Genomic DNA, 1,120 nt, shown 5'->3' on the forward strand with positions numbered 1-1,120 from the left:
TGTTGTGTAGCCCTGTGATCGGCTGGCCTCAAGGCTGGCGCTCCGCGCCACCGCCTCCGGCGGCTGAACGGCCTTGACCCCATCCGCTCACCGGTCTTCAGGCTGGGCATGCGCTCGGCGGAAGCCGAGCGGGGACGCTCACTTTGTAGCGGTTGGCGTCCCATTTTTGGCGTCGCGCGATCATGGTGTTGAGGATGACGATGAGCTTGCGCATACAGGCGGTAAGCGCAACCTTCGGCTCCTTTCCCTTGGTGATCAGGCGGTCATAGAACGCCTTGAGCACGGGGTTATGCCGGGTCGCAGCTCCCATGCAAGGCATGTAGAAGAGGTTGCGGGCCTTTCGGCGTCCGCCCTTGATGTGGCGGTTGCCCCGCCTTTGGCCACTATCGTCATCGTAGGGTGCTACTCCCAACAAGGCCGCGACGATGTTGCCGTTCACCTGGCCGAGTTCCGGCATTGCCGCGATCAGTCCGGCGGCCGTGACTTTGCCAAGCCCCGGCACGCTCTCGATGATCTCGGCGAGTTCAACAAAATGCGGCGTCGCCTTGACCTGGGCTGCGATCGCGACCTCGAGCTTGGCAACTTCGACGGAGATCTTCTTCAACAGCCGCTCCTGCATTTTCTGCACGACTTCCGGTGTGGAATGCTCGCCCCTGTTTTGCAGTCTGGTCTGCATGTCGAGCAGGCTTTGACGCGCATTGACGATCTGCGCCAGCTTTTCGCGTGCGGCATCGTGAGCTTGGCTCTTTGCCTCGACGAACGTCTCGGCGAACCAGGCGATCATCTCCGCATCGATCGGATCGTTCTTGGCGAGCCGTCCAGCCGATTTGGCGAAGCTGCGCACCCGCTTAGGATCGATGACTAGGACTTCGAGGCTGGCCTGGCGCAACGCCTTGGCCCAGTCCTGCTCATAGCCGCCAGAAGCCTCCATGGCTGCCTTGCCGACCTTATACTTGCGAAGCCAGCGGATCAGCGCGCGCCGTCCCTCTGTGGTGCTCGGAAACGTCTTTCGTTGAGCCAACGAGCGAATGCACGCATCCACCTTGTCCTTGGCTACATCAATCCCGACGACAACAACCTCATTCTGTGCCATCATCCACTCCCTTCCTTGCTCGGTTCG

The 1,120-nt window shown here is 61.2% G+C and carries 1 protein-coding gene; it reads right to left on the reverse strand.

Features of this window, described 5'->3' with window-relative positions; genetic code table 11:
* Positions 1-97: 97 nt before the first annotated feature.
* The gene (locus tag JQ628_RS34360; protein ID WP_212231057.1) at positions 98-1,096 is read right to left on the reverse strand and encodes an IS110 family transposase; all 999 of its coding nucleotides are present in this window, start codon (positions 1,094-1,096) and stop codon (positions 98-100) included.
* Positions 1,097-1,120 lie beyond the last annotated feature (24 nt).

This window comes from Bradyrhizobium lablabi (assembly GCF_018129385.1).
In the GTDB taxonomy this organism is placed as follows: domain Bacteria; phylum Pseudomonadota; class Alphaproteobacteria; order Rhizobiales; family Xanthobacteraceae; genus Bradyrhizobium; species Bradyrhizobium lablabi_C.